Raw genomic sequence first — 680 nt, forward strand, 5'->3', positions numbered from 1 at the left:
CCACTCCGGAGACCACACCCATGTCCGATCTCTTCGAAGCGGCCGCCCAGGCTGAGCGCGAGGCCGTGCGCCTCCTTCTACCCCGTCTGCGCTCCGACGAGGCCATTCAGCGTCGTCACCTCAACGACGCGATGACCAAGGCCTTCGGCGGTTCTGATGCCGACGGTCGCTGGACACAACGCGCCAGCTTTGAACTCCTCGAGCATGCCCTTGCCATCCATCTTCAGTCGAGCGCCCAAAAAATTGCGGCGTTCGGCGACGTCCGCGCGCTGATCGATTTGTCCGATCGCCTGCCCACTCAGACGGTTCGCAGCGAGGATCAGATCGAATGGCAGCAATTCTCGACACCTGTCGACATCGCTGCGGTTATGACGCTTCTCGCCAACGTCCAGCCCGACGACATCGTGCTCGAGCCGAGCGCGGGTGTGCGCATCACGGGTGATGTATGTGCGCGCCTATCCCCGCGAGACACAGGAGATGCTGTTCGACGCGCATGCGCGGGCATTCGCCTTCTTCGGAGGCGTGCCGACGCGGGGGATCTATGACAACATGAAGACCGCGGTGACGACGGTGTTCACGGGCAAGGAGCGGGTCTTCAACCGCCGGTTCCTGATCATGGCCGACCACTACATGATCGAGCCCGTCGCCTGTTCGCCGGCGGCCGGTTGGGAGACGGGCCA

The 680-nt window shown here is 63.7% G+C and carries 1 pseudogene; it reads left to right on the forward strand.

The annotated features are described in order from the left end of the window. Positions 1-420 precede the first annotated feature (420 nt). Positions 421-680 (forward strand): annotated as a pseudogene (locus ACYVE7_RS35215) (IS21 family transposase); the annotation flags it as partial.

The organism is Actinocorallia lasiicapitis (assembly GCF_054778695.1).